At 68.3% G+C, this 22,238-nt stretch carries 23 protein-coding genes, 1 tRNA gene and 6 pseudogenes; 8 read left to right on the plus strand and 22 right to left on the minus strand.

Annotated features, from left to right (window positions below):
* Positions 1-224: 224 nt before the first annotated feature.
* From IE312_RS10865 to trhA, 4 genes are all read right to left on the minus strand, one after another.
* Positions 225-473 (minus strand): ATP-binding protein, encoded by a 249-nt coding sequence (locus IE312_RS10865; RefSeq protein WP_370467549.1) that lies wholly within the window; start codon positions 471-473, stop codon positions 225-227.
* 5 nt (positions 474-478) lie between these two features.
* On the minus strand, positions 479-883 hold the full coding sequence (locus IE312_RS10870) for an ATP-binding protein (protein ID WP_189980860.1): 405 nt from the start codon (positions 881-883) through the stop codon (positions 479-481).
* Positions 884-1,683: 800 nt separating this feature from the next.
* Positions 1,684-1,757, minus strand: a tRNA-Met gene (locus IE312_RS10875).
* 860 nt (positions 1,758-2,617) lie between these two features.
* On the minus strand, positions 2,618-3,448 hold the full coding sequence (gene trhA, locus IE312_RS10880; RefSeq protein WP_189980667.1) for a PAQR family membrane homeostasis protein TrhA: 831 nt from the start codon (positions 3,446-3,448) through the stop codon (positions 2,618-2,620).
* A 243-nt stretch (positions 3,449-3,691) separates the two neighbouring features.
* Between trhA and IE312_RS10885 the strand changes: the two genes are divergently transcribed.
* Positions 3,692-4,228, plus strand: coding sequence for a hypothetical protein (locus tag IE312_RS10885; RefSeq protein WP_229899504.1), 537 nt, complete (start codon positions 3,692-3,694; stop codon positions 4,226-4,228).
* A gap of 255 nt (positions 4,229-4,483) precedes the next feature.
* Here the strand turns inward: IE312_RS10885 and IE312_RS10890 are convergent, their stop codons facing one another.
* Positions 4,484-4,687, minus strand: a complete 204-nt coding sequence (locus tag IE312_RS10890) for a cold-shock protein (RefSeq protein ID WP_055495910.1) — start codon at positions 4,685-4,687, stop codon at positions 4,484-4,486.
* A 243-nt stretch (positions 4,688-4,930) separates the two neighbouring features.
* Positions 4,931-5,269: a MerR family transcriptional regulator gene (locus IE312_RS10895; protein WP_189980672.1), complete on the minus strand. Its 339-nt coding sequence runs from the start codon at positions 5,267-5,269 to the stop codon at positions 4,931-4,933.
* A 1,148-nt stretch (positions 5,270-6,417) separates the two neighbouring features.
* Here IE312_RS10895 and IE312_RS10900 point away from each other — a divergent pair.
* Positions 6,418-6,804, plus strand: a pseudogene (locus IE312_RS10900) (ATP-binding protein).
* A gap of 46 nt (positions 6,805-6,850) precedes the next feature.
* Positions 6,851-7,208: pseudogene (locus tag IE312_RS39550) on the plus strand (hypothetical protein).
* A 101-nt stretch (positions 7,209-7,309) separates the two neighbouring features.
* Here IE312_RS39550 and IE312_RS10905 read toward each other — a convergent pair.
* The 4 genes from IE312_RS10905 to IE312_RS10920 all read right to left on the minus strand — a co-directional run bounded on the left by IE312_RS10905 (position 7,310) and on the right by IE312_RS10920 (position 10,161).
* The gene (locus IE312_RS10905; RefSeq protein ID WP_189980674.1) at positions 7,310-7,618 is read right to left on the minus strand and encodes an SCO5918 family protein; all 309 of its coding nucleotides are present in this window, start codon (positions 7,616-7,618) and stop codon (positions 7,310-7,312) included.
* Between the two features lie 52 nt (positions 7,619-7,670).
* Positions 7,671-8,075 (minus strand): CBS domain-containing protein, encoded by a 405-nt coding sequence (locus IE312_RS10910; RefSeq protein ID WP_189980678.1) that lies wholly within the window; start codon positions 8,073-8,075, stop codon positions 7,671-7,673.
* Between the two features lie 46 nt (positions 8,076-8,121).
* On the minus strand, positions 8,122-9,612 hold the full coding sequence (locus tag IE312_RS10915) for a DEAD/DEAH box helicase (RefSeq protein ID WP_189980680.1): 1,491 nt from the start codon (positions 9,610-9,612) through the stop codon (positions 8,122-8,124).
* A gap of 345 nt (positions 9,613-9,957) precedes the next feature.
* Entirely contained in the window at positions 9,958-10,161 is a 204-nt protein-coding gene (locus IE312_RS10920; protein WP_023586116.1) for a cold-shock protein, read from the minus strand.
* A gap of 278 nt (positions 10,162-10,439) precedes the next feature.
* On the opposite strand from IE312_RS10920, the gene IE312_RS10925 reads away from it, so the two are divergent.
* The gene (locus tag IE312_RS10925) at positions 10,440-10,610 is read left to right on the plus strand and encodes a hypothetical protein (protein WP_189980682.1); all 171 of its coding nucleotides are present in this window, start codon (positions 10,440-10,442) and stop codon (positions 10,608-10,610) included.
* Between the two features lie 356 nt (positions 10,611-10,966).
* Here the strand turns inward: IE312_RS10925 and IE312_RS10930 are convergent, their stop codons facing one another.
* A complete protein-coding gene (locus IE312_RS10930) occupies positions 10,967-11,617 on the minus strand; it encodes a TetR/AcrR family transcriptional regulator (RefSeq protein WP_189980683.1) in 651 nt (216 codons plus the stop codon).
* A 180-nt stretch (positions 11,618-11,797) separates the two neighbouring features.
* On the opposite strand from IE312_RS10930, the gene IE312_RS10935 reads away from it, so the two are divergent.
* Positions 11,798-12,829 carry a medium chain dehydrogenase/reductase family protein gene (locus tag IE312_RS10935; RefSeq protein ID WP_189980685.1) on the plus strand — a complete coding sequence of 344 codons (1,032 nt, stop codon included), beginning with the start codon at positions 11,798-11,800 and terminating at the stop codon, positions 12,827-12,829.
* A 270-nt stretch (positions 12,830-13,099) separates the two neighbouring features.
* Here IE312_RS10935 and IE312_RS10940 read toward each other — a convergent pair whose 3' ends face one another.
* Both IE312_RS10940 and IE312_RS10945 read right to left on the minus strand, forming a co-directional pair.
* A complete protein-coding gene (locus tag IE312_RS10940) occupies positions 13,100-13,903 on the minus strand; it encodes a transposase (protein ID WP_229899506.1) in 804 nt (267 codons plus the stop codon).
* Positions 13,904-14,235: 332 nt separating this feature from the next.
* On the minus strand, positions 14,236-15,375 hold the full coding sequence (locus IE312_RS10945; protein ID WP_189980687.1) for a PucR family transcriptional regulator: 1,140 nt from the start codon (positions 15,373-15,375) through the stop codon (positions 14,236-14,238).
* Positions 15,376-15,507: 132 nt separating this feature from the next.
* Here IE312_RS10945 and IE312_RS10950 point away from each other — a divergent pair, with 132 nt between their 5' ends.
* Together IE312_RS10950 and IE312_RS10955 are read left to right on the plus strand one after the other, a co-directional pair.
* Positions 15,508-16,518 carry a ferredoxin reductase gene (locus IE312_RS10950; protein WP_189980846.1) on the plus strand — a complete coding sequence of 337 codons (1,011 nt, stop codon included), beginning with the start codon at positions 15,508-15,510 and terminating at the stop codon, positions 16,516-16,518.
* Positions 16,519-16,525: 7 nt separating this feature from the next.
* Positions 16,526-17,644, plus strand: coding sequence for a fatty acid desaturase family protein (locus IE312_RS10955; RefSeq protein ID WP_189980689.1), 1,119 nt, complete (start codon positions 16,526-16,528; stop codon positions 17,642-17,644).
* Between the two features lie 133 nt (positions 17,645-17,777).
* Here the strand turns inward: IE312_RS10955 and IE312_RS39555 are convergent, their stop codons facing one another.
* The 4 genes and pseudogenes from IE312_RS39555 to IE312_RS10975 form a co-directional block, all read right to left on the minus strand.
* Positions 17,778-17,966 (minus strand): hypothetical protein, encoded by a 189-nt coding sequence (locus IE312_RS39555; protein ID WP_229899508.1) that lies wholly within the window; start codon positions 17,964-17,966, stop codon positions 17,778-17,780.
* Positions 17,967-18,350: 384 nt separating this feature from the next.
* A complete protein-coding gene (locus tag IE312_RS10965) occupies positions 18,351-18,695 on the minus strand; it encodes a MerR family transcriptional regulator (RefSeq protein ID WP_189980691.1) in 345 nt (114 codons plus the stop codon).
* Between the two features lie 567 nt (positions 18,696-19,262).
* Positions 19,263-19,385 (minus strand): annotated as a pseudogene (locus IE312_RS10970) (ATP-binding protein); the annotation flags it as partial.
* 40 nt (positions 19,386-19,425) lie between these two features.
* Positions 19,426-20,118: an NADPH-dependent F420 reductase gene (locus tag IE312_RS10975; protein WP_189980693.1), complete on the minus strand. Its 693-nt coding sequence runs from the start codon at positions 20,116-20,118 to the stop codon at positions 19,426-19,428.
* A 74-nt stretch (positions 20,119-20,192) separates the two neighbouring features.
* On the opposite strand from IE312_RS10975, the gene IE312_RS10980 reads away from it, so the two are divergent.
* Positions 20,193-20,573 (plus strand): winged helix-turn-helix transcriptional regulator, encoded by a 381-nt coding sequence (locus IE312_RS10980; RefSeq protein WP_189980694.1) that lies wholly within the window; start codon positions 20,193-20,195, stop codon positions 20,571-20,573.
* A 5-nt stretch (positions 20,574-20,578) separates the two neighbouring features.
* Here the strand turns inward: IE312_RS10980 and IE312_RS10985 are convergent.
* The 5 genes and pseudogenes from IE312_RS10985 to IE312_RS39560 form a co-directional block, all read right to left on the minus strand.
* Positions 20,579-20,779: pseudogene (locus tag IE312_RS10985) on the minus strand (transposase); the annotation flags it as partial.
* 70 nt (positions 20,780-20,849) lie between these two features.
* Positions 20,850-21,106, minus strand: a pseudogene (locus tag IE312_RS10990) (MerR family transcriptional regulator); the annotation flags it as partial.
* A 136-nt stretch (positions 21,107-21,242) separates the two neighbouring features.
* Complete coding sequence (locus IE312_RS10995) at positions 21,243-21,569, minus strand: SCO5918 family protein (protein WP_189980696.1); 327 nt, start codon at positions 21,567-21,569, stop codon at positions 21,243-21,245.
* Positions 21,570-21,619: 50 nt separating this feature from the next.
* Complete coding sequence (locus IE312_RS11000; RefSeq protein WP_189980698.1) at positions 21,620-22,021, minus strand: CBS domain-containing protein; 402 nt, start codon at positions 22,019-22,021, stop codon at positions 21,620-21,622.
* Positions 22,022-22,066: 45 nt separating this feature from the next.
* Positions 22,067-22,238, minus strand: a pseudogene (locus IE312_RS39560) (DEAD/DEAH box helicase); the annotation flags it as partial.

Genomic DNA, 22,238 nt, shown 5'->3' on the forward strand with positions numbered 1-22,238 from the left:
CCGCAAGCCCCTCATCATCCCCGTCATCATCGACGCCTGAGCCACAGCCCGGCAGCACTGTCCCGTTCCGGCCGCGGCGCCGCCGGCATCGAGGTCAGGCACGGGGTCGGCGGCCACCCCCAGCAGGTCGGGGTGGCACCGCACTCCACATGAGGAGTCATCGAAACACCTCGCCGGAGGCGGAACGCATGAGTGAGTGGGCGGGGCCCGCGGCGTTGTCCTGGTCATCCGGGGAGGTAGCGGCGAATGGTAGTGCCGTCCGGGCCGGTGTGGACCACGGACGAGGTCCGCAAGTGGGTGGACGAGTAGGAGTCCCCGGCCGCTGGGCTGCGTGGGATGGGGCGGGCGGCCAGAAGATCGTTCAGCTGTCTGCCGTCGCGGACCTCGCAGACGATCCGGCCGCTCTCGGCCCCGATCCGCAGCGTGTCCGAGCCGGCGCCGTGGACGACGCTGTTGGTGGTCAGCTCCGCCACCGCGCTCAGGAGTCGAGGCCGAGTTCGGCCCAGACCGTTTTGCCGGGGTGAGCGGGGGTGACGCCCCAGCGTAGGGCGAGTCGGTCGAGGAGTTGGATGCCAAAGCCGCCGGGCTCGGTGTTCGCGGTGGCGCGTTTGCGGGGCCAGCGGTCGCTGGAATCGCTGACGGCTATGTGCAGCCACCGCCCGTTCCAGGTGAGCTGGATCAGGGGCGGGCCGGAGCCGTGGCGGATGGCGTTGGTGATCAGTTCCGAGACGAGCAGTTCGGCGGTCTGGATCATCCGGTGCTGGCGCAGCGGGCCGCCGAAACCGTCCACGCAGTCGCGGACCCAGTGTCGGGCGGCCGTGATGCTCGCCGTGACTGCGGGGAAGCGCGTCTCGCAGGATGGGGTGGTCGATTCGCCGTTCACGAGGTTCCTCCAGCGCGGGTGGCTCTGGGCCGCCACCAACCGGTGCCCTGCGCAGCCGGTGGGAGCCATCTGCCGGGTTACCCATGCCTGCCCGGTGAACCATCTGTGTCTGCCGGGTGACCGGCAGATCCCGCGAAAGTCATCCGCCGGCAATTCGACAGTGCCGGCGCATGCTGGGTGAGTGCGCTTAAGCCCCCTCGACGCCTTCGGTACCGGGATGGACGACGACACCGCCGTTCTGGCCGTTCCGGCACCCCGCCCCGACGGCGAAGCACAGCGGTGAGCGAGATGCCCGCCGACACCAGGCGCACTCCCTCTGGGCATCACCGTGCTCGTGACCGTCTGGCACCGCACACCAACTATCGACGACACCCTTGTCGTCCTCCGCTGCCGGGGACGCTTGAAATGTTTCAGCCGTCGCCGACACTCCGCTACTGAGCACGGGCACCGCATGGGCGCGAGGCGGCCAGCTAGTGGGATCGCACCCCTGACCGGGACGACCGAAAACCAGCCAGGAAGCCAGCGATGCCCATGTCCCTCCTGTCTGTCCATGGTCGGCGGGGTCTGATCCATCGGCGCAGCCTGCCAGGCATGACGGCAGGCTGCGCCGTGTAAACGGATTGCCGCCTTGTGTCAGTCCCACGATTCGGTGAGCACGGTGGTTGAGGCGACGTACGGCCTCGGTGCAGCCCAGTGCGTCGACGCCTTCTGCGACCGCGGTGCCCTGTTCGCCGAGAGCCAGGTCCGAACCGGCACACACGCAGTGAAGGCCCGGTGGATGCCGGGCCTTCACGTTTGAGTAGCGGGGACAGGATTTGAACCTGCGACCTCTGGGTTATGAGCCCAGCGAGCTACCGAACTGCTCCACCCCGCGTCGGTACGGTGAACTGTACGGCACCGATCGGAATCGACCCAATCGACTTTCGCATGCGCTCGTCGCGCTGGTCGCGCTGGTCGTCATCCGCCTGTGAACAAACAAGCAGACTTGTCGGACGAGCGAGCACCCCGGAAACTCCCCGTCGAGACGCGCACACCCACAGTCATGCACATGGCCGCCTGTCCAGGCAGCGCCGGAGGAGACGCGGCGTGTTCCATGCCCACTGCGGCGACCGAACGTCGGTTCCGCCCAGGGGGACTCGGTGGTGTCCGGAGGAAGGCCGCCGCATCGCCGACGTCTTGCTCGGCAGGATTGATGTCCAGGGTGGTGATCTCGTCGCCGGTTACCTTCAGGAAGGGGGCGACGGTCGCGAAGACGGGTCGGGCGTCGCAGACGGTGACGCGGTAGCCGAGGAGGGCATGCGGCCTTGCTGAAGTCGACGGCGCCGAAGATTGGCATGCGGGGCGGAGCAGCATGTACGTGGACGAGGGCTGAGAGCTTCTCGGGGCAGCTGTCGGGGTCTCCTCCGGTATCGATCACGGCGTGCTCGGATTCCCTGAACGTGTGTGTTGCCGCTGATGGTCGAGCACGTCGTGGCCCCGCCACCCTCATGTCTTCCGCCTCGAACACGGGGCGCCTTCCAACGCAGGTCAGCTGAAGACCGATGTCTCGGCTTTCTCTCGCTCCACTGTCCCTACTCTGCCCCACGGAGCGCCGCACTCCGGAGAACAGCCGACTTGCAGACGGGAGGGCGGACGGCTTTCAAGCAGGGGGGATGCTCAGGGGATGGCCCCGCCCGTCGCGGAGCAACACGCGGCTCGTGTGTGACGAGCGGCGCGAGCCCGAACCTGTCGCGGTCAGTAGGTGGCGAGGGAGATGGCGGCGTAGTGCGCGGTGAACGCTGCCACGGTCAGGGCATGGAAGACCTCGTGATAGCCGAACCAGCGGGGTGAGGGGTCGGGCCGCTGCAGGGCGTAGACGACCGCGCCCGCGCTGTACAGAAGACCGCCGACAACGATCAGGACGACTACGGCTGCTCCGCCGGTGTGCAGGAAGTCGGGAAGGTAGCTCACCGGCGCCCAGCCCAGGGCCAGGTAACACGGGGTGTACAGCCAGCGCGGAGCTCCGACCCACAGGACCCGGAACGCGATGCCGGCCAACGCTCCCGTCCAGACGATCCACAGCAGCACGGACCGCTGCTCGGAGGGGAGGAGGAGCACGGCCAGGGGGGTGCAGGTGCCGGCGATGATCAGGAAGATGTTGGCGTGGTCCAGGCGCCGCAGAAGAGCCTCGCCGAGCGGTCCCCAGGTGCCACGGTGGTAGATGGCGCTCGTCGCGAACAGCAGCCAGGCGGTGACCGAGTACACGGCGCAGGCCAGAACCGCCTGCTGAGTACCGGCCAGGCAGATGAGCACGACGCCCGCGATCAGTGCGGCGGGGACCATTCCGGCATGGAGCCAGCCACGCAATTTCGGCTTGATCGGTTCGGCCAGGTCAGCCACCCGCTCCACCAGAGCAGTAACGGAGTGAGCCCCCTTCCCCGCCTGGTCGCCTGGTGATTCGTCGGGTAGCCCGTCTGCACGGCGCTCCGCACGCGCTGACACGACGTGATCACATTCAACTGCAGCGGAGTCGCGGGACACAGCTTCTCGTCCTCCCCCGGGCTCCTGGGCATCACTGGCAACCATGCGGTCATGCTAGGAAATTTCACCCGGACACATGGCGGGAGGTCGGTCCAGAACAGAGCCACGTCGCCGGGCCTGAGCCGGTTCGCCACCGTGTGGGAACTCCTGCCCTGTTGCCCTACCGCCAATTGGGCCTGCCGAAGCCGAGTAGAACGGCTGCTCCTGGGAACGATCAGGGCTTACGAATGGGCATCTCCGCTCGCCTACGCGCAAGGATCGCCGATGCTTCCTGAGGTTCGCCCCTACGTGTCCACCGCGCTCGCAGACCAGTTGGAACACCAACTGGACCTGGCTCCGCATCTCGAGGCGGGCCAGCTCGATGTGGAGGGCGTCGCCGGCGTCGCAGTGGTCGCAGCCGCCCACTGCGATGGCTATGTGGCCACCGGCCATCTCCTCGGGCTGCTGGCCGCGCTGCCTGCCCCCACCACGGCAGGAGAGCACTTCTGGTCGGACCTGTGGAGGTCTTCGGGCACCGCGTACCTGCTGCCCGTCAACATCAAGGATTCGGTACTGCGTTCGCTGGCAGGAGAGGGAACCACCCTGGCCCGGCAGATCCTCTCGGCCGTCGATGAGATGACCCCGCCCCAGCGCGTCGCGGCCGGGGAGGTGATCGGTCAGGCCCTCGTCGAGTCCGACCATCTGCCCGACCTCAAGACACAGGTCATCGGCGAACTGTGGCTCCGGGATCTCGAGCTCACCGCTTGGCGCGTCCTGCACGCAGACCGTAGGTCGGACGATCCGGCTGGGCGGAAAGCCTTCCTCGACGCCTGGACGAGCGTCTGAACGTCGGCTTCTCCGAGCTGCACTGGAGCCGCGCCAGACGCGCGGCTCCCATGCCCGACGACGCTTGCAGCGACTGAGGTCAGGAAGGTTCAAGCCGAAGTCGCGGCGGCCCCGGGCCTCCACAGGTCAGGGGCCGCACAGCCATTGCTGCGCGGCCCCTGATCTTGCACCGGCCCGGCGCGACAGCAGGCAGGGCCTGCACGGGCGGCGGCCACCTGACGCGGCGTGCGCAACCTCTCGGCCAGGTCTGCGAGGTCAGACCAGGTTGATGTTCTCGGCCTGCGGACCCTTCTGGCCCTGGGTGACGTCGAACGTCACGGCCTGGCCCTCCTGGAGCTCACGAAAGCCGGTGGAGTTGATCGCGGAGTAGTGCGCGAAGACATCCGGGCCGCCGCCGTCCTGGGCGATGAAGCCGAAGCCCTTCTCCGCGTTGAACCACTTCACAGTTCCCGTTGCCATGTCTCATGCCTTCCAGTCGATGAACGCCTCCCACACCCTGTGGCAGACGGAGGTGATCGCCCTGGTCCCTGCGGCACAGCACAGCAAAACGCCCACACCGGAGGCGTGGGCAAGAGGGAATTCCGAACCACGACAGCTGACGCAGACGCTACACGCCCACACACCGGGTCACCACAGGAAATGATCACGCCACACACGAGACCGTGCGTGCGGTGCCCGCCGACGCCGACGGGCACGCTCATCTCATGCTGCTGCCGTCGGGTTCGCTGATTCGGCGGCGCGGCGATATTCGGCGTTGATGCGCTGGGCTTCCTCGAGCTGGTCTTCCAGGATGACGATCCGGCAGGCGGCCTCGATGGGAGTCCCGTGGTCGACGAGTTCCCGAGCCCGGGCGGCGATGCGCAACTGGTAGCGGGAGTAGCGGCGGTGGCCGCCTGCGGAGCGCAGCGGGGTGATGAGGCGGTGTTCGCCGATGGCCCGGAGGAAGCCCTGTGTGGTGCCGAGCATCTCGGCGGCCCGGCCCATGGTGTAGGCAGGGTAGTCGTCGTCGTCGAGACGGCCGAACGTGTCGTCTGCTGTCATTGCACCTCTCTGTGGAACGCGTGGAGGGGCCCTGGCGCCGTACTGGCACCAGGGCCCCGAAGGAACTACTACACCATCTGCCGGCCCTGATACTGCACCGGCCTTCTGTTTCCGCAAACCCGACCGAAACGCTGTCGGGGGCGCGGGGATCGCGGTTGCTTGACCGGAGACCACCTCACTATCGATGTCCTGCGGTACCCGGGGCCAAGACTTCCTCCCGGCCGATCCTGATGGCGCTCGGCTCCTCCGTTCTTCCCTCTTGATCAACTACTCACTGACGGGAACTGCGTACTACTGATACCGCGAACTGCTGAGGGCCTCGAACAGCGCCACTCTTCGGCAGCCAGCCCCGTCGCCCGTCCTGCGTCTGATCTGGCTTGGAACCCCACTGCCGAACCTCCCGGTGCGCGCGTCCGCAGCCGACGCCTTCACCGAGGTACTGCTCACTGACTTCACTGCTGGGTACTGCGATCCTTCACTTACTGGTACTGCCACTGCGGTGCTGCTCATGGCGGCCCCTGATCACTGCGGGCCACCCGGTCCGGTCGTCAGTCCCGTCGCCGTCCTGCAACCGCTCTGGCTTCGGCACTCCACCACCGCACCGTCCTGCGAACTACAACTGCGTACTACTGCCCGGCAGTTCATCTCTGCCGGGCCTCCCTTGATCTCGGCTACGAGAAAAACCATAACCACACCGCCGACGAATGTCTACTTCGACTGGCATAGATTTCCTTGCGCTCGACGATGAGGTAGTCCGTCTGGACCAGTCTGCCTCGACCGGTCCATGGACGGTAAAAACAGCTTCGGGGCTCAGTCCGGCGCGCAGGGATCCCCCGCCGCGCAGCACGTCGGGCTGAGCGGGACATCGCCGACTGCGCCGCGGCTACCGTCGGCGGGCACCGGCCAGCACAGCCGTGACGCCCCGCAGGTCGGCCGTTGACGAGCGCGGCGGGAGTCCCTGCACCGCCCTCGACGGTCCCGGGGTGATCGAGCAGCTCGTGGCGAACCGGCACGGCCTCTGACTCGAGCAGACCGCGGGCTGCGGAGACACGGGCTCACGACAGCAGGTGCCTGTCATGCGTCGACTGGGGTCCTCCGTACCCTTCAGGCAAGCCCTGTGGCTCCGCGGGGTTGGCGCGTGGAGGGTGATGATCACGGTGATGGCCAGCGCCGCAGCCGTCCGTTCCACCACAGCCATTGCCGACGCACGCGATACGGCACGGGTCTTCCTCTAAGGTTTGCAGCAGCCGGCCGTGGCCCCTGACGCGGCGGACACTGTGGTCTTGGTCGTGTCCGAGCTCGTCACCAATGCCCTGCGCCACGGCGGGGGCCGCTGCACACTGGAACTGACTGCGCACCCCGACACCATCGAGGTCGCCGTTCACGATCCCAGCCGGCATGTGCCGCGCATGCGCACCCTGACCGGCGGCACCGGGGGCTTCGGCTGGCCCATAGTCACCCGCCTCGCGCGCGCCACGGCGGAAACCCGCCGGGCCTCCGGCGGCAACACCGTGAGCGCCTTCCTTGCCCGGTAGCGTGACCGCTCAGGCAGCCGGATGGTCGGCGAACATGGTCCGCCTCATGTCGCAGCCTGACGAGTTGCTCGCTGACGTCGGCGCCCCGGTGGAGTCCGACCAGAGCAATCAGAGTCCCTGGCCGTGGTCACCAGTGGCGCTGTCATTGCCGGTCGATTGGTTCTCGCGCAGCCACGTGAAGGCAGAGGGTGTCGGATGTGCTGACGGATTCCGCCCGCTTGGACGAGTCGCCGCCGTCTTCGACACCCCAGCGAAGAAGGACGGGCCGTCCACGCGTCTGCACTTCCCAGTCGCCCGGATCCTGCAGGGCACCCTGGAGGTCCGGAGAGGGGTGGAGGTACAGGGTTGCGATGGAGGACGTCAGCGCCTGGACCGTGGGCGACCTCAGCTGTTGCGGCCACTGAGCGACGGCGACGGGAAACCGCTGCACGCAGTGTGGGCCCGACCGGTACGCCGGTCGGGCCCACACTGCTGCTCAGATGTCGGCTCGTGCCTGTTTACCAGGTCAGACCGTCACGGGGGTGCCGAGCATCGCGGAGGCGTGCTGCAGCGGGCTGAGAAGGCCCAGGGGCGCTGCCTTGGGAACGGCGCGGCAGGTGAAGCCGAGCTGAGTCATGGCCCGCAGGACTTCGGCGGCGCTGAAGTCGCGGCGGTCCTGGCGGGTGATGACCTGGCCGACCTGCTTGACGGGGTAATGGCGGCGGCCGATGATCACCGATTCTCCGGTGACCGGTTCGGGCTTGACGCCCTTCATCGATTCCAGCACTCCGCTCTTGGTGAGCTCGAAGGGGAAACGGGCGATGACGCAGCGCATGTGGCCTCACAGAGAGAAGAGGGGAGAACGGTCCGACCAGGGGCGAGGTGTTTCAGCGGGAGAGGGCGAGGATGCCCAGGGCGCTGCCTTGCTCGTCGACCACCGGCAGGACACCGAGCCGACGGGTGCGCATCGCGTGCTCGGCTTCGGCCATCGTGGTCACGGGTGAGGCGAACGAACCGTGGTCGCCGAGGATGTCGCGCAGGCGGACCCGGTCCGTGTAGTCGGAGCCGTCACGGACCGCGGCGAGTTCGGTACGGGTGACCAGGCCGGTGCGCTGGTCGTCCTGGTCGCAGACGACCAGTCGGCCCGTGCGGGCGGCGGCCATGACGGCCAGCGCCACCTCGACGCTCATGTCGTCACAGACCTGCGGTCCGGCCGCGTCCATGACCTCCACCGCTGTCCTGTGCGCGGGGTCGGCGTCCGCCGGGCGGGAGTGTGTCTGAATCAGCGTCACAAGGTGCCTCCTGCAGAGATGGGCCGGCTTCCTGATCACGAAAGTTCTAGGCCACCGTGCCGAAGCCGGACTGGCGTACGGGGGTGCGCCTGGTCGCCGAGGAGGGGCGGCGTCGGCCTCGGGAGGAGGCGCTGCGCTTGGGGCGTTCGACCACCGGTGCGGTGATGACGACCGGGATGCCGGAGGGGGCCTGGGCGCCGGTGATCCGGCTCAGGGCCTCGTCGCCCGAGCGGATCTGGGTGGTCTGCGGTCGGATTCCGGCGTCCGCCATGAGGCGGACCATGCCGCGGCGCTGGTTCGGTGTGACCAGGGTGACGACGCTGCCGGACTCGCCGGCGCGGGCCGTACGGCCGCCGCGATGGAGGTAATCCTTGTGGTCGGTCGGCGGATCGACGTTGACGACCAGGTCCAGGTTGTCGACGTGGATGCCACGCGCCGCGACGTTGGTTGCCACCAGCACGGTGACGTGCCCCGTCTTGAACTGCGCCAGTGTGCGGGTCCGCTGGGGCTGCGACTTGCCGCCGTGCAGCGCAGCAGCCCGTACCCCGCTGTTGAGCAGGTCCTGGGTCAACCGGTCGACGGCATGCTTGGTGTCCAGGAACATGATCACGCGGCCGTCGCGGGCGGCGATCTCGGTCGTGGCGGCGTGCTTGTCGGCGCCGTGGACGTGCAGGACGTGGTGCTCCATCGTGGTGACCGCACCGGCCGACGGGTCGACCGAATGCACGACGGGGTCGGTCAGATAGCGGCGCACCAGAAGGTCGACGTTGCGGTCCAGGGTGGCGGAGAACAGCATCCGCTGCCCCTCCGGGCGCACCTGGTCGAGCAGCGCGGTGACCTGGGGCATGAAGCCCATGTCGGCCATCTGGTCGGCCTCGTCCAGCACGGTGATGCCGACGTGGTTCAGCCGGCAGTCGCCGCGGTCGATGAGGTCCTTGAGCCGGCCCGGTGTCGCGACGAGGACCTCGGCTCCGCCGCGCAGCGCGCTGACCTGCCTGCCGATCGACATGCCGCCCACCACTGTGGCCAGCCGCAGCCGCACGGAGCGGGCGTACGGGGTGAGCGCGTCGGTCACCTGCTGTGCCAGCTCACGCGTCGGTACGAGGATCAGCCCCAGCGGCTGGCGGGGCTCGGCACGCTGTCCGGCGGTGCGAGCGAGCAGGGCGAGACCGAAGGCGAGGGTCTTGCCGGAACCGGTGCGCCCACGGCCCAGTACGTCACGGCCCGCCAGGGAGTTCGGCAGCGTCGCGCCCTGGATCGGGAACGGTACGGTCACCCCCTGCCTGCCGAGTTCGGCCAGCAGCTGCTCGGGCATGTCGAGATTGGCGAAGCCCTCAACAGCGGGCAGCGCGGGGGTGATCGTCCTGGGCAGGGCGAACTCACCCTGCACTGCGGCGGGCCGACGGCCGTAACCGCCGGAGCGGACAGGGCCGCCGGTACGGCGCGATGCCTGCGAGCCGTAGCCGCCGCCCCGTCCGGCGTCGGCACGGCCGTCACGGGTGCGGGCGGGGCGGTCGTTCGTGTACGTGCGGTTCATGCGGAACCTTCCTCGATGTGGCACATATCAAGGAATTCCCGCTGCGATGAATGGCACAGAGAATTACAAGTATGGACCGGCGGCAAAAGAAAGCAGATCTGGCCGGCGAAGACATCCGCGAGCACAGGTGCTGAAATGGGTGACGCGATGGGGACCTTGCGATCCGGGCGCCGGCTGCGGTGCAGCGCTTCAGGATGCGTCCGCTTCCTGAGGGAGGAACCGTTTGTGGTGGTACTGCGGATTCCTCCGGGGCGTCCGGCGGGTGAAATCCGCTGCGGGATACGCATGCAGCTGGGGCCCGCACCCCGAAGGATGCGGGCCCCAGCTACGGATTGCGCGTGAGCGTCAGGCAGGAACGATGTTCTCGGCCGTCGGGCCCTTCTGGCCCTGCGCGATGTCGAAGGTCACCTTCTGACCCTCGAGCAGCTCACGGAAGCCCTGCGCGGCAATGTTCGAGTAGTGGGCGAACACGTCGGCGCCGCCACCGTCCTGCTCGATGAAGCCGAAGCCCTTTTCCGCGTTGAACCACTTCACGGTACCAGCAGCCATGTCATATCTCCTTTGGGGCAGTGCATCAGCATCCGCACCGCGCGGACGCCGTGTCGCCGCGATGATCACCCCGCCCGGAAATGACCGGAAATACAAAAGCGCTCCCGACCGGCATAAAGCCGGTGAGGGCACTTGAAGTTTCGGGAACCACAACTGCAACTGAGATAGACCGTAGCACACCGGAGCGGCCGGCGTGCGGTGGATAATTCCACTCTCCTCTTCGCGGCAAAAACTCCCGCTGCCCGGCCCCCCAAAATCTGATCCCTCGGGAACAGATATTGATTCACTCGGAGTTCAACGTCTCAGCAGAGTTGCCGACCGGCACGCTGCGCGACGGCCGGGAAAAGGCTGCCGCCGCCCAGGAAACGCAGCCGCGAGCCGTGGACGGGGTGGCCAGCTGGCCCGACCATGAGCCCGGGCTTTCCGCGCTGGGCAGCGGCCACCGTTGAGCGCCTCGAGCCATTGAACACACCGCCCCGGCTGCCCGACATTCCCAAGCCACGGGCCGACGACCTGAAGCCCTTCCTCGGACACTGGCGCCCTTACGGCCCCACCTACTGAACGCCCGCTTCACATAATCGTCCGGCCCGCCGGAGTACGGCGGCAGCGCGACAGCCGCCGCAATCAGCGGCGGCTGAACCCAGCTGCTCTTTCTTCCCGCAAGGACAGCCTGCGGGGCGCGCCCCTCCCCTGGCGGCATGACCTGCGCAACCAGCCAGGTGATGCCCTGGCAGAACGGACGTCAAGTGAGCGTCATTTCAGCCTGACGTATCCCTTTGGGTGGGCAGCCCGGCAGGGAGGCCGTCTATCGCGTCAGGTGCTGCAGTTCGCTGTCGTACAGCTCCATCGGGTCGAGGCCCATGCCGGTGAAGTGGCCCGCCAGTTCCAGGGAGAGGATGCCGTGCAGGCGGGTCCAGAACAACAGGGCGCGGCGCAGGGCGGCCGGGGATGCGCTGTGGCCGGCCGCCCATTGCCGGTTCTCGGCGAGGTGGGCGTCGAGACGTTCCTCGTCCGGGGCGCCCGCGGCAGGGCCGGTCGACTGGGCGGCGTCGAGGAGGATCTCCATGATCTGGGACGCGATCTCGGTGACGTCGTCGGGTGCGTGGTAGCCGGGGACCGGCGTGCCGTAGACGAGGAAGTAGCGCTGCGGATCGTCCAGGGCCCAACCGCGCAGCGCGCGACCAAGTTCTGACAGGTCCGCCCCCGGCCCGGCGGCGCGGACGGTGTCGGCGAGGCTGCGGTAGGCGTCGCGGATCAGTTCGGTGATCAGTTCGTCTCGGCCGGCGAAGTACCGGTAGAGCGCGGGGCCGCTCATGCCCATCTGCTTGGCGATGGCGTTCAGGGAGAGCCCTGGCGCCCCGGCAGTGGCGATCTGTTCCCAGGCGCGTTCCTTGATCTCAGCCCGCAGCTGCGCACGGTAGCGCTCGCGTGGGGTCTCCTTGCGTGCAACGGCCATGTGCTCATCCCTCCGCCTGCGTGATCCGGTCGACCTCTTCCCTCAACCGGCGGGGCCGCCCGACCCTCGTTGAGCTAGACCCTATTACGAATGTTCTTGACCATCACTCGCCTGGCGGTTATAACCTCTAACGAACACACCAGGCACTAACGGAACTGGTCGAAGTCGAGGGAGATCGCCATGGACGCTGAGGAAATGACCGAGGTCGTGCTGCCGGGCAAGGTCGAGCCGGAGGGGCTTCAGGTGCGACGGGGGGCCGTGCCGGCCGCCGGTCCGGGTCAGGTGGTCATCCGCATGGAGGCGACCGGAGTCTCCTTCGCCGAGCAGCAGATGCGCCGCGGTCGCTACTACGACCAGCCGCCCTTCCCGTTCGTCCCCGGTTACGACGTGGTCGGCACGGTTTCGGCGATCGGCGACGGCGTCGCTGCCGGCCTCGTCGGCACCAGGGTGGCCGCGCTGCTCAAGGTCGGCGGCTGGGCCAGCCACGTGGTCGTGGACGCCGCCGACGCAGTGCCGGTCCCGGACGGGATCGGCGCCGCGGAAGCGGAGACGGTAGTGATCAACGGCATCACGGCCTGGCAGATGCTGCACCGCAAGGCCCGCGTCCGCGCCGGGCAGACCGTCCTGGTGCACGGCGCCAACGGAGGAGTCGGCTCGGTCCTGGTCCAGCTCGCCCAGGCCACGGGGGCGAAGGTGATCGGCACCGCTTCCGCGCGCCACCACGCGGCCCTGCTCGAACGGGGAGTGACTCCGGTCGACTACCGCACCGAGAACATCCCGGCCCGTGTACGTGAGCTGGCTCCCGGAGGAGTGGACGCGGTCTTCGACCATGTCGGCGGCCGCAGCGTCGTCGACTCCTGGGGCCTGCTCGCACCCGGCGGCACCCTCGTCTCCTACGGCAGCGCCGCCACCCGCGACGACACCGGCTCCAAGCAGTGGCCCGTCCTCAAACTCCTGGGCCGGGTCTGGCTGTGGAACGCACTGCCCAACGGCCGCAACGCCTACTTCTTCAACGTCTGGGCGGGCAAAGCCCTGTCGAAGAACCGATTCCGCGCCCGCCTGCGCAACGACCTCACCCAGGTCTTCACGGCGCTGCACCGCGGTGACATCACCCCGGCCATCGCCGCCCAACTGCCCCTCGACCGTGTCGCCGAGGCCCTGCGCCTGGCCGAATCCGGCACGGTCAGCGGCAAGGTCGTTCTCGTTCCGTGATCACGCTGATCACGCTAATCACGCCGCCCCCACACCAGAAACCCTGGACCACCGCTCCACGCAGAAGGAGAAATCCTTGCTCGCCAGCCTGCGGGACCCAGGATCAGGACCGGAGCGTCTTCCGGCCCGTCGAAGCGGTATTGCAGGGTGTTCGGTGGTGTCTCACTCACACCCCCTTCTCACGTCTCACGGACGCCCCTAAAACAGGGGGACGCTGGATACCGTCCTGACCAGGTTGAAGACCTCTCGGGCGGCATATCGCTTGAGGCATCAGATGACCTCGCGTCGGGTCTTGCCCTCCTGGGTGAGGCGTGCGAAGTACGCCTGGGTACGCGGGTCGTGGCGCAGGCGGGTGAACACGATGCGGTGCAGGGCGGCGTTCGCCTGACGGTCGCCGCTGTAGTTGAGTCGGCGCGTGCTCCGCCGGCCCGACGAATACTCGACGGGGCTGACTCCGCAAAGGGCAGCAAAGGATGCCTCGATGCTCAGCCGCTCTGGGTTGTCTCGCATGGTGATCAGCAAGGTGACTGCGCTGTCCGGGCCGATGCCCACCGGTACGAGCAGTTGCGGCGCGTGGTGTTCGACGAGCTGGGTCAGGCGTTGGTTCAGCTCGTTGATCTGCCCGGTGAGCTGTTGGATACGCTCCGCGAGCATTCTCAGGGTCATGTGGGTGGCCTGGGTCACCGCGTTCTCGCCCTCCTCGCCGTCGCCTGGCCCGAGGCGTGCGCAGGTGCGGAACAGTTCGCGGTTGTCCAGGCTGGACAGTCGTTCCCGCAGTGCGGGATCGGCGATGACCAGGCCGGCTTTGAGCTGGTTGATCGCCTGGGTACGGGCCTTGACCGCGGAGTCCTTGGCGAGCTTGAAGATCCGGGCGCTGTGCACCGGACGTCGCCGGACTTGGCCCGGGCCCGGGCGCGACCGCTCAGCACGGCCCGCGCGGCGGCCTGAGCGTCGAGCGGGTCCGGCTTTCCCAGCAGTCGGCGGGCCGAGCGGTAGGGCCAGTTCACTTCGAACACCTGAATTGGCCAGCAGGTAGCGGGACAGGCCCGCGCCGAAGGTTCCGGTGCCCTCCACACCGGACCGGCGCACTGTAGCCCGCTTGCGGGCCCACACGAGCAACTGTCGGCAGCCGGCCGCCGTCGCGGGAAAGGACTCCGCTCCCAGGATCTTCCCGAGCGGTGAGAGCCAACTCCCGCTCACTCGCGACCGGGTGTGGCTGGTCGTGCGAGACGCGGGGCTGACGGATCGGCAGGTGGGCGACTCGTGGTGGAACGCTCCCTGTCAGCCGACCTGCTGCGCCTTGATCGCGTCGCTCATCCGAACCGTTCCGACTGCAAGGACGTCCAGGTAGACACCGAGTACGATGCCGGGATCCGCCGGGAGTTCACGGACGGTCGGAATACGCGTCAACTGGCCCGAAGACCGACCGCCAGCGTCAGTTCAAGGACCCGGTGTGGCGATGCCAGATCCGGAAACAGCTCCCGCAGCTGCGACATCCGGTACCGGACGGTCTGGGGATGGACGAACAACGCCGCTGCCACCTCGTCCCGCCTGCCCTGGTGCAGCAACCACGCCCGCAACGTCTCCTCCAGCCGCCGTGCCCTCGCGACAGGCAAGGTCCGCAACGGTGCGAGGGCACGGGCACGCAGGTCTGCGAACGCGTCCACGTCGGCGCTCAGCACCAGCTCGGGCAGGTGGTCCTCGGTGTCGCGGATATCAGAGGAGAGGGAGCGCGCGCGTAGGGCTCGTGCGTACGAGGCGGACGCACGGGTCCATGGCCGGGCCGGGCCGACCACGGCGGCGCGGTCGGTCAGCTGCCGCAGGAGATGTGATCGGTCGGCATCGGGGACGAGTAGCACACCGGTGGCGTCCGGCAGATCGTCGAGGACGAGGGTGCTCGGGTCGAGCGCGCGGTAGGCGGGCCGGGCCTGGGCGGCGGGCAGCAGGACCGCCGTCAGCGTAACCGGAGGCTGCCATCCGGCCCGTTGAGCAGAGGCCAGCAGCACGTCCGGGCTCGCGCCGGCGAGGAGCTCGCGGGCCAGGTGTTCCAGGTGGCGCTCGTGGGCCCTGCCCCGGGCAGCCAGTTCGTCGGCGTGGCCCGCGGCGCTCGCGGCGGAGAGCTCGTCGATGTAGGCGAAGGTCAGCTCGGCGAACTTGGCGACCTCGGCGGCGGGCAGACCTGCGGACACGGCGCCCGCTGCCAGGCATCGCCAGGCCACGCGGGCACCGACGCGGTAGGCGCTGAGCAGGGCGTCCATCGAACGGCCGTCGCGCACCTCGCCACGGCCCAGCTCGTAGGCTGCGTCACCGGCGTCGCCGCCCGTGGCGTTCCCGCTCGCGAGGTCCAGGTAGTGCCCCAGAGCGGTGCGGACGGCTCGGCGGATGGTGGCGCCCATATGGCCCGACAGGGCGTTGGCGTAGGAGGGGACTTCGTCGATGATCGCCTGGACGACCTCGTCGGCGGTGGTCTTCAGCGCGGCCCTCAGTGCGGTGACCGTCGTCTCATCCAGGGCCAGTTCGCTGGCCCTCCGGATTGCATGACTCACGTCTTTGTTTCCTGCGAACAATTCGACCGACCAAATTTACGTCCTACGGTCAGGACTTTACACCTTGAGACGCAGCAGGCTGGAGTCATGATGAGTACGGCCCTGCGCAGCAGGGCGTGGAAACTGCTGGAAATGGTCACGACGCCGCTGCTGCCGTCGGACTACCTCGACCTGGTCAGCCCCCTGCGTGCGGGCGCTGACCTGCGTGGGCGCATCGAGGCCGTGCACCCCGAGACGGATGACGCCGCGACTGTCGTGATCAGGCCGGGACGGGGCTGGCGCGGCCACACGGCCGGTCAGTACGTGCGAATCGGGGTCGACGTCGACGGGGTGCGTATGTGGCGTGCCTACTCCCTCACCTCGCCGACGAACCGCCGGGACGGCCGCGTCACGATCACCGTGAAGGCGATCCCGGACGGCAAGGTCAGCAACCACCTGGTCCGCAGGGCGAAACCTGGCACGCTGATCCAGCTCGACCAGCCGACCGGAGATTTCGTGCTGCCGCAGGCCAAGCCCGCCAAGGTGCTCTACCTGACGGCCGGCAGCGGCATCACGCCCGTGATGGGCATGCTGCGCGACACCGAGTTCGACGACGTCGTCATGGTCCACTGCGCGCCACGGCCGCAGGACGTGATCTTCCGCAACGAACTGCACGACCTGGTCGCGGACAAGAAGCTGCGGCTCACCGAGGTGCACAGCGCCACAGACGGCATGCTCGACGTCGCCCGTCTCGACGAACTCGTGCCCGACTGGGCCGAGCGCGAGACCTGGGCCTGCGGGCCCGCGGGACTGCTCGACGCCGCCGAGGAGCACTGGACCGAGCACGGCGTGCAAGAGCGCCTGCACACCGAACGCTTCCGCCCCGGCGTCGTCGTCGCCGGCGACGGCGGCGAGGTCACGTTCAGCGCCACCGGCAAGGCCGTCGACGCGGACGGCGCCACGCCGTTGCTGGACGTCGGCGAGGAGGCCGGCGTACTCATGCCGTCCGGGTGCCGCATGGGCATCTGCTTCGGCTGCGTCACGCCGCTCAAGGCGGGCGCCGTCCGAGACCTGCGCACCGGCGAGATCACCGAGGCCGAGCCGGGCGTCCTCATCCAGACCTGTGTGTCCGCCGCGGCGGGCCCCTGCGACATCGACCGGTAGGAGCACCTTGACCGCCATTGACCCCACCGCACACCTGACGGCGGAGCAGATCGAGGAGCTCGGCCGCGAGCTGGACGCGATCCGTGACGAGGTGATCGCCGGACGCGGCGAGAAGGACGCCGCCTACATCCGCAAGGTCATCTCGGCGCAGCGCAAGCTCGAGCTGGTCAGCAGGGGCGTGCTGCTGTTCTCGATGTTCCCGCCGGCGTGGCTGCTCGGCACCGCCGGTCTGTCCGTGGCGAAGATCATGGACAACATGGAGATCGGCCACAACATCCTGCACGGCCAGTGGGACTGGATGCGGGACCCGAAGATCCACTCCACGACCTGGGAGTGGGATCACGTCTCGCCGGCCGACCAGTGGAAGCACTCGCACAACGAGCTGCATCACACGTACACCAACGTGATCGGCAAGGACAACGACCTCGGGTACGGCATCATGCGCGTCGACGAGGACCAGGAGTGGCACCCGATCCACCTCGGTCAGCCGCTGTGGAACTTCATCAACGCCTGCTTCTTCGAGTACGGCATCGCAGCGTACGACCTGGAGCTCGGTGAGAACCTGGACAAGCGCCGCCGCAAGAACCCGGAGTTCCGCGCGCGGGCCAAGGCTGTGGGCCGCAAGATCCGCAAGCAGGTGCTCAAGGACTACGTGATCCACCCGCTGCTGTCGGGCCCGTCGTTCCTCACCACGCTCGCCGCCACGTTCACCGCGAACCTGGTCCGCAACATCTGGTCCCACTCGGTGATCATGTGCGGGCACTTCCCCGAAGGCGTGCAGGTCTTCGAGCGCCGGTCGATCAAGGACGAGACGCGCGGCCAGTGGTACCTGCGCCAGATGATGGGCTCGGCGAACATCAGCGGTAGCAGGGCCATGCACTTCATGACCGGCAACCTCTCGCACCAGATCGAGCACCACTTGTTCCCGGACCTGCCGAGCAACCGGTACGCCGAGGTCGCGGTGAAGGTGCGCGCACTGTTCGAGAAGTACGAGCTGGAGTACGTCACCGGACCGCTGCCCAAGCAGGTGTTCTCCGCGTGGCGTAAGGTCTTCCGGCTCTCGCTGCCGAACAAGAAGCCCGAGGTCAAGACGCCGGACCGTGAGCAGGAGCTCGTCGCCGCCTGATTGTTACCAGCGCCTGGCTCACGAACCCGAGGTCAGGCGCCCTTGTCCGCAGGCTCCAGAATCGCGGCGGGGTCCAGCCTCGGTGAGCTCAAAAGCCGCCACGAGATGATCTTGGAGTCCTGTAGGCGGCTGGTCAGGATGCGGTAGGCATCGCGCGGGCGAGCGGCGCCAGATTTCCGTACAGGGCGGCTGCGAGTTCGCGGGCCTGGCTCTCGTCTGCCACGTCGTGCAGTACGAAGTAGACCGGCCCCGCGGAGGAGTCCGAGCGGATCTCGCCGGCGCGGATCATCTTGATGACCGCGGCGCGGATGGCGTCGGACACCGAGTCGGCGACGGCGTGCTGCGGCGGTGATCATGTCGGCCTTCACCGTCCAGTGCTCGCCCAGAGACTCGATGGCGACGAAGACGGCGTCCTGCTCCTTGGCCTGCCGGTACGCCGCTTCGAAGGCCGCCACGCCCGTCGCGCCGGGCATGAGGTCGGCGGGGCACGGAGCCGGCAGCGGCTGCATGAGAACCATCGCGCCAGGCGCGCGGGACGGCACGGACGTCGACACGGCAAGCATGTCGGACAGAGAAGGACCCCAGCGTGGTGATCGCCGAGGTCCTTGCCCTGTGGGAGTCAGGGGCGCTCGTTTCAGGGGCCGATGGTGGGATCCAGTCGGTGGCGGGCCGGGAGCGTCGTCCGTGTCTTCGCGCCGGCGTCCGGTCAGGCTGAGGTCTTCGGCTGCAGCTCGGGGCCTTGTGCGCGCATTTGCTCGTTGATGCGCTGCGCTTCTTCGAGTTGGTCTTCGAGGACGATGATGCGGCAGGCAGCTTCGATGGGGGTGCCCTGGTCGACGAGTTCGCGGGCACGGGCGGCGATGCGCAGCTGGTAGCGGGAGTAGCGGCGGTGACCGCCTTCGGAGCGCAAAGGTGTGATCAGGCGGTGTTCGCCGAGGGCGCGCAGGAAGGCGGGGGTGGTGCCGAGCATGTCGGCGGCCCGGCCCATGGTGTAGGCGGGGTAGTCGTCGTCATCGAGAGGGGTGACGGCGCGGGAACTGCCAGGGGGCATAGACCTCTTCTTCCGGGGACGCGTCGGGGGGCCCGGGCGCCGTACTGGCACCCGGGCCCCGAGCTTTCAACACCATCTACCGGCGAACTGCGCCGGCCTTGTATGTCCGCAAGGTCCGCCTGGGAGGGGCGGACTGCGGGGATCGCGGATGCGTGACCGGGGACCACCTTCCAATCCGGGGCCTGCGGTACCCGGGCGGACTGCTTCCTCGCCCGGGCGATCCTGATGGCGTCTCGCTCCTTACCTTCGGTTACTCGGTGGTACTGCTGGATACCGCGGGCACTGCTCACGACCCTCTTGGGCCGTGTCCTGTTTGACCTGTCGGCGTGAGTACAACAGAGACAGTAACCCTGCGACGGGCCAATGTCTACTGTCGTCACGACAGGTTTTCTCCATGATTAGGGTCTGCCTCTTCCGTAGACACACTCGGAAGAGTGCTGTCCCTGGGTTGCTTCCCGGCTCGGCGACCACATGCTGAGCCTGGAGGTGCGCCGGCCGGCCCGCTTCCATGAACAACGGCGGGAGGGCCGGTAGCCACCTGCGCCAGGTTCCGGCGCCCGGGGACGGTCACAGAAGGCGGCCGGCCGGATCTCCGCCGGGGTCGTCGGCCAGCACGATGGCTGCCCTGACTCGCTTGCCCACCGGCTCGCGGCGCACCTCGAAGCTCTGGCACACGGCCATGATGATCTTGGCGAGAGCGACCTCGACGGACGCTGTCACAGGCAGGCTCTTAGAACCCCTGACGGAAAACCGCCGTGCCGTCTTCCGTTTCCTGGTGGCTCGGTCCGGCCGCGTATGCCAGCGGAGGTGCGATTGCTTGCGCATCCGCTCCCTCGCCGACCCACAAGGCGATGAACAGCGCGGCTGTCGCTTCCAGGAGTCCCGCACGTACGAGACCGCCGCCAGCCACGGGTTCGCAGCCCACGTCCTGCACCAACTCGCGTACCCGCGCGAGGGCCGTCTCGTCGTCCCCACAGACCGGCACGGCCAGTGGTCGCCCATCGAAGACGGGCGGACGCATGCGCCACACCTGCTCGTGGCAGAGGTTGAAAACCTTGACCACGCGGGCTCCCGGCGCCGCCGCAGCCAGTTGCTGCGCGGCGGAGGGGCCTCCTTCCGTGAGCAACCCGAAGCCCGGCCCGACCGGGTTGGAGCAGTCGAGCAGCACCTTGCCCTCCAGGGCCGCGTGCAGGTCCCGCGCCACGTCTACTCCCGCCCCGAAGGGCAGCGCGGCCAACACCACCTGACCGGACTCGGCCGCCGCGTGCAGACTGGCAGGCTTCGCGCTGCCTCCGATGCGCGTCGCGAGCCGCTCCGCCTTGTGCGGGTCCCTCCCCCCGATAGTCACCTCGTGCCCGGCCCGCACCCAGTGGGTGGCGAGTGCGTCGGCCATGTTGCCCGTGCCCAGTACACCGATTCTCATCGCGCGGTCCCTCTCCATGCCTTCTTCGATCGTTCACACCGACGCTAGATGGCCGTTCGGGCACCATTTGGTATGTGACGACCGACGCCTTCCTCGCCGACTGCCGCGCCCGCCTCGCCTTCGACCTGCTCTCCAACACCTGGAACGCCGTGGTGCTCTGGGCACTGCGCGATGGCCCCAGGCGCCCGGTCGAACTACGAGAGCGGATCGGGGGCATCAGCTCCAAGGTCCTCACCGAGACTCTGCGCCGGCTGCAGTTCAACGGACTGGTCGACCGGCAGGCAGACGACGACCACCCATCACGGGTCGAGTACCAACTCACCGCTTTGGGCCGGACCTTGCTGGCGCCCATCGACGCCGTCGGTGCATGGGCCTTCGAGTACGGCGATGAGGTTATGGCCGCCCAGGAAGCAGCATGCGCTCCCGACTCGCAGTCCCCTCGTCCAACTTGCTAGACAGGTCAACAGCATGAGCGCCGACGTCGCCAGCAGATGAGTGCGCATCCCAGGGTGAGGAAGGCTTCGTGGATGTCGTCGCGGATCTCCCAGCGGATCCGCAGGCGACGGGACCAGTGCAGGTGGGCGAATGCACGCTCCACGACCCAGCGTCGGCTGCCCAGACCGGAGCCGTGCTCGGTGCCCCGGCGGGCGATCAGCGGCTTCGCGCGCCGCAGCCCGGCCACGCGCGGGTGTGACAGCCCGCCGATACCGGCGGGCCCGCTCACCTCTTGCTGCGGCCGATGGACTGGACGATCCGCCGGTGCGGCGGTATTCGGCGTTGATGCGCGGGCTTCTTCGAGTTGGTCTTCGAGGATGATGATCCGGCATGCGGCCTCGATCGGGGTGCCCTGGTCGACGAGCTCACGCGCGCGGGCCGCGATGCGCAGGTGGTAGCGGGAGCAGCGGCGGTGTCCGCCCTCGGAGCGCAGTGGTGTGATCAGTCGCGCTTCACCGATGGCGCGGAGAAGGCCAGGAGTGGTACCGAGCAACTCGGAGGGAACGCTCGACGAGGAGACCCCGGCCGAGCGTCTGTCCGAACTGCTCGCGGCTTGATCAACTCACTGCAGTGTTGCTACGACCCCTGGAATTCGCCCACGCCGGTGGGGCCTCACTGCTCTGTTCGGCTCACACCTGTCCGTACGTCAGGCGGACAGGGGGAGCGCCGAGCGTTGCGGAAGCCGGCTCGTACGGGTCGGCCAGGGGCGCAGATGCGGCGGCAGGGCTGGTGCGGCAGGTGAAGCCGAGTTGGGTCATGGCCCTGAGGACTTCGCCGGTACTGAAATCACGCCGGTCCTGGCGGGTGACGACCTGGCCGACCTGCTTGGCGGGGTAGTGGCGTCGTCCGATGATGACGAACTCACCGGTGACCGGCTCAGGTGTGACGCCCTTCATCGATTCCACCACGCCGCTCTTGGTCAGGTCGAACGGGAAGCGGGCGAGGATACAGCGCATGATGCCTCCAGGGAGAAGAGACGACAGGGCCGGGTAGGGGTGGCGGCGGTTCAGCGAGAGAGGGCGAGAACGCCCAGAGCGTTGCCGTGTCCGTCGACCACAGGCGAGGCCCCGAGCCGGCGGCAGCGCATCGCACGCTCGGCTTCGGCCCTCGTGGCCAGCGGCGAGGCGTAGGGCCCGATGACGTCGGCGATGTCACGCAGGCGGATCCGGTCCGTGTATCCGGAGCCGTCACGAACGGCCGTGAGCCCGGCCCGGGTGACCAGGCCGGTGCACATACCGTCCTCGTCGCAGACGACCAGATGACCGGTACGGGCGGCGGCCATCACGGACAGTGCCACCTCCACGGTCATGTCCTCCCAGACCTGCGGTCCGGCCGCGTCCGCGAGATCGGCCTCCGTGTGCACGGTGTTGGTACGTGTTGAGCGGAACTGCGTCTGGTCCAGCGTCAAAGGGTGCCTCCTGCGAAGTTGGGCGGGCTTCCTGACACGAAGGTTCTATGCAGCCGCACCCGCGGTGGACTGCCGTTCGGGCGCACGGCGGCCCGCCGAGAAGGGGCGGCGTCGGCCGCGTGAGGTGGCGCCGCGCTTCTTGGGGCGTTCGACCACCGGTGCGGTGATGACGACCGGGATGCCGGAGGGGGCCTGGGCGCCGGTGATGCGGTGCAGG

Origin of the sequence: Streptomyces capoamus, assembly GCF_014654935.1 — a bacterium.
Taxonomy (GTDB): domain Bacteria; phylum Actinomycetota; class Actinomycetes; order Streptomycetales; family Streptomycetaceae; genus Streptomyces; species Streptomyces capoamus.